Origin of the sequence: Nostoc sp. S13, assembly GCF_029379315.1 — a bacterium.
In the GTDB taxonomy this organism is placed as follows: domain Bacteria; phylum Cyanobacteriota; class Cyanobacteriia; order Cyanobacteriales; family Nostocaceae; genus Nostoc.
Genome location: NZ_JAQYWQ010000225.1, coordinates 1 through 4,138 on the forward strand (window position 1 = coordinate 1; position 4,138 = coordinate 4,138).

Sequence of the window (4,138 nt, forward strand, 5' to 3'; positions counted from 1 at the left end):
AAACCTCTCCGTATTCTCTCTTAGTCTTGTTCAGAAATCAAATAGGAGTCCTATATTACTGATGGATGTAGCTGCTCTACGTCAAGGTTTAGAGTTTGTTAGCAAAGATGCAGCACATCTGATAGACGAAATTATAGCTGGAGTTGGCGGTCTGATATTGCGTTTAGTGAAAACAGCAATTCGTCTATTAGCGCAGGTTTATAACTGGATACGGACACTGCTAGGTAAAGAAATTGAGGCGGAAGCTCGTCAACAAGTTGGTGAGTGGCTAAAAGACATTAAACAGGAACAGCCAGATGGGAAGTTTGCCAAAGGATTCTTTGGTCAACTCGTAAAAAAAATCTATAATCCGAGTGCGGTTCAAAACGATGTTAAAACTTGGGTTGCTTCTACCCAAGTAGAAGTTGGTCAAATTAATCAAACTACTAAAACTGTTGAAGACTTAGCGAAGAAGCATGAGGTGCGGACTAAACAAATCGACCGTATCCTGACTCTGATTGCTTTTGTCAAAAAAATTCCTGCTATTAAAACTCCTCAAGGACAGGTGATTACTGCTGCCGTGCTGCTGGGAGTATTAGTCTATACTCTCTATTCTGGCTATGATCATATTAGAGATGGTCAAATTGTGCTGAATGAAGATTTTAAATTTAAAATTCCTGATCGTGTTGTAGGTATACGCGAGACTGTTCAACAAACATTAGGATTTATCGACTCCTCTGAGTTCATGAGAGTTTGATAAGACTTATTATTTTTTTTCCCACTCAACCACCACCCCATCCACGCAAGCGATCGCCCATTGCGGAAACTTCGCCAGCAATTTCTTAATCATTAGAACTTACGCATTGACAAGTAAGACAAAAAGTGGATAAGGAGAATTCCGAAAAAAACTAGCGATCGCTAGTTATTAGAGGCGTGAAAAATAGATAATCAGGACTTACGTATAAGAGATCCGCCAACTCCCTTAAAAAGTTAGCTCTTAAGATCCCTTTTTAAGAGGGATTCGGGGGATCTAAGTCCTCAAACAGCAGAGTTTTTTCTAGCCAGGGTTTGAACAGGCAATAAAATAATATAGAAAAATATGGCAACTTTTGTAGGTTGTGATACGCTATCTCCTTGAGAAGTGTCGAGGAACCGAAAATGACTAAGCTGCGCGTGGGGTTACTGTTTGGCGGTCGTTCGGGAGAACATGAAGTTTCGATCAACTCAGCACGGGCGATCGCTAAAGCCTTGAGTGCAGAGCAAAATGCTAGTAAGTACGAAATACTGCCTTTTTACATCCAAAAAGATGGACGCTGGCTGGCGGGAGATGCACCCCAAAAAGTTTTAGAAACCGGCAGTCCGCTTCTAGAATCTGCACAATCAACTTCTGAAGGAAATTTGACATCCAACCCTCAAGCCCAAACCCTGAGTAAATGGCAATCTCCCTCTCAAGTTGCCCAAGTAGATGTTTGGTTTCCGATTCTCCACGGCCCCAACGGTGAAGACGGGACAATTCAAGGGTTACTCACCTTGATGCAAGTCCCCTTTGTTGGTTCTGGGGTATTAGGTTCGGCAATGGGGATGGATAAAATTGCCATGAAAATGGCTTTTGAGCAAGCGGGACTAGCACAGGTAAAATATAAGGCGATAACTAGAGCGCAGGTTTGGTCTAATCCTTGCGTATTTCCGAAACTCTGTGATGAAATTGAGGCAGCATTAGGTTATCCGGCTTTTGTCAAGCCTGCTAACTTGGGTTCATCAGTGGGTATTGCCAAAGTGCGATCGCATCCAGAATTAGAAGCCGCCTTAGATAATGCTGCCAGTTATGACCGCCGACTAGTTGTAGAAGCTGGTGTCGTCGCCAGGGAAGTCGAGTGCGCCGTTTTAGGTAATGATCAACCTCAAGCCTCTGTCATTGGAGAGATTACTTATGACAGCGATTTTTATGATTATGAAACTAAATATACTGAGGGTCTAGCAGATTTACTGATACCTGCACCGATTCCAGATGCGATCGCCCGTCAAATTCAGGACATGGCTTTGCAAGCTTTTGCAGCTGTTGACGCTGCGGGGTTGGCAAGGGTAGATTTTTTCTATGTAGAAGCGACAAAAGAAGTTTTGATTAACGAAATCAATACCTTGCCAGGCTTTACTGTCACTAGTATGTATCCCCAACTCTGGGCCCATAGTGGAGTCTCCTTTCCAGAATTAGTTGATCGGTTAATTCAACTGGCGATCGCTAGGCATTCTCCTACATAAGGGAGAAAATAAGCGAACTGATTTCATGTTTTTACGGCAAAAAGTCACCAGAAATACAGAATTGTGGCAAAAGTTAGCCCGATTTGGTAGCGTATATTTTACAAAAAAGATACTGAAATCTGAACTTTTTTTACGGATACCTGATGCTTGACTCCTCCAGTACAATTTATTGACTAGAGGGGTACAAATCTGAAAGTAATCATGGAAAAAAGTCAGAGTGTACAGCGCGAGCCAACCCAACTAAGACGGGCTACTCCAGAGCTGACAAACAGGAAATCGAGACTAAGAAAAAGCTCGAATGTTCTGATATATTTGGTTGCACATCATCCTTGGCTATTGTTAACTGGATTTTTAGCCATGTTTATGGCAGGTGGTACCTTTGCCCTATATAGCTTAGGTAACGCTGGCCCGGTAGCACAAGAAGAACCAGAAAAAATCCCAGTTATAGTTGAAGAACCAATCAATGCGCCCTCTGAGAATAGTAATCCTACACCTTTATGGATGGTGGCTGCGATCGTCCTCAGTTGTGGTAGTGGTTGCTTGCTCATTTTCCGAATGCTCAACAGTCGAGCGCAACCGCAAAAAGTCCAAAAACAGATTAAGCGCCCTCAGGTACGCTTGGCACAGAGCAATTACCAAAAATTGGAACCACACCTTCCCAAGAACCAGCCAATTTTTGTGCCACAGCAACAACTGATGCCCCTTATGCAGATGCAACCGAAAACAAAACATCTGGTGACGGTTCTACCAGCAGAACACAAGCACCACTTGGATAAGCGCACAGAACCTTTGGCAGAATTGATGGATCTTCGTAAAGATAGTTCATTATCTGCACTTTTACGCCAGGATTAAAAATACTGTAAAGCAAAAACCTATTTAAATAATACTTTTTGCGAATTAGGGCACGGTATAACCGTGCCTTTACTAGTATCTATATTGTCCAATAACTAATGACGAATGATTAGAGTGAATAAGATAGTGCGGTTAATTTTGACAGCAATATTGTTGATGCTAGTAACAGCTTGTGGCAGTATTGGACTGCTACCGACTAGCGAGTTAGTGCAAAAAGCGATCGCACTTGGGGTAGAGCAAACTCAACAAAAACTTAACCAACAGTTGGATCTAGATTTTCAAGGATTTGAAATCAAGCGGCTATCAATTACCCAGGAACAACCCCTGACGATTGAAAATTTACCAGCTTTCCGCATTCGGGGAACCTACGACTTGATTGTTAAGTTACCAAAACGGCGCTTGACGCAACCACAACAACCCTTTGAAGTTTACCTGCAAATTCAGCAAGAAGGTAAAACTTGGCGATTACTGCTTCCAGAAAAAGGTAGTAAAGATACTCAATCAATTTGGCGTAGCTATCTCATCCAATAGGGGAAGGGGAAAGGTTTGAATTGTTTCACTCTTTTACCAAACTACAGGTTAAATTTTGTATATTCTGTACCGTCATCTTCTGCAAGAATTACAAAATCGAAGGATTCAACTAACGCCTGTATTGCACCAGTTCCGCCATAGGGATAGCTAAAGGGTTCAAACTCCAGTCTAGCTCTGTCATCGGAAACCATGCTACAAGCAATTAATTGATATTCACCATTTTGAAAAGCATCAAACATAGACTCAAAGTCCCAAGGAGTTTCGAGGCTAGGATCTATCCACCTCTGTTCCACAGGTGTTGCAAACCAGCGACGGAAATGTTCAGTCTTTTCCTTTTCACTAGGCCACCAAAAATGTGATAGTGCTTTGCGATCAAAAAAAATTAGCCAATCTTCTTCATTACGCCAAGAATTATTAGACTCATCCGCGAATCATGAAAGCTTACCAGAAGAGAGTTACAAGGATTTGCACGGGAGGAGCGATCGCCATCTGGCTGTACGAGGAAATGAGGGTTTGA

At 42.3% G+C, this 4,138-nt stretch carries 5 protein-coding genes; 4 read left to right on the top strand and 1 reads right to left on the bottom strand.

The window, feature by feature from the left end; genetic code table 11:
• The 4 genes from PUQ00_RS32415 to PUQ00_RS32430 all read left to right on the top strand — a co-directional run.
• Positions 1-736, top strand: a 736-nt coding sequence (locus tag PUQ00_RS32415) for a hypothetical protein (RefSeq protein WP_300424074.1), incomplete at its 5' end; no start/stop codon positions are given.
• Positions 737-1,137: 401 nt separating this feature from the next.
• Positions 1,138-2,238 (top strand): D-alanine--D-alanine ligase family protein, encoded by a 1,101-nt coding sequence (locus PUQ00_RS32420; RefSeq protein WP_300424076.1) that lies wholly within the window; start codon positions 1,138-1,140, stop codon positions 2,236-2,238.
• A 312-nt stretch (positions 2,239-2,550) separates the two neighbouring features.
• The gene (locus PUQ00_RS32425) at positions 2,551-3,090 is read left to right on the top strand and encodes a hypothetical protein (protein ID WP_300424078.1); all 540 of its coding nucleotides are present in this window, start codon (positions 2,551-2,553) and stop codon (positions 3,088-3,090) included.
• A gap of 123 nt (positions 3,091-3,213) precedes the next feature.
• Positions 3,214-3,621, top strand: coding sequence for a hypothetical protein (locus tag PUQ00_RS32430; RefSeq protein ID WP_300424082.1), 408 nt, complete (start codon positions 3,214-3,216; stop codon positions 3,619-3,621).
• A gap of 41 nt (positions 3,622-3,662) precedes the next feature.
• Here PUQ00_RS32430 and PUQ00_RS32435 read toward each other — a convergent pair whose 3' ends face one another.
• Positions 3,663-3,860 (bottom strand): hypothetical protein, encoded by a 198-nt coding sequence (locus tag PUQ00_RS32435; protein WP_300424080.1) that lies wholly within the window; start codon positions 3,858-3,860, stop codon positions 3,663-3,665.
• Positions 3,861-4,138: the final 278 nt, after the last annotated feature.

Bases quoted from the DNA above. Each gene is read 5' to 3' on its own strand.
- PUQ00_RS32420 (WP_300424076.1), top strand. From the start codon at position 1,138: ATGACTAAGCTGCGCGTGGGGTTACTGTTTGGCGGTCGTTCGGGAGAA.
- PUQ00_RS32435 (WP_300424080.1), bottom strand. From the start codon at position 3,860: ATGTTTGATGCTTTTCAAAATGGTGAATATCAATTAATTGCTTGTAGC.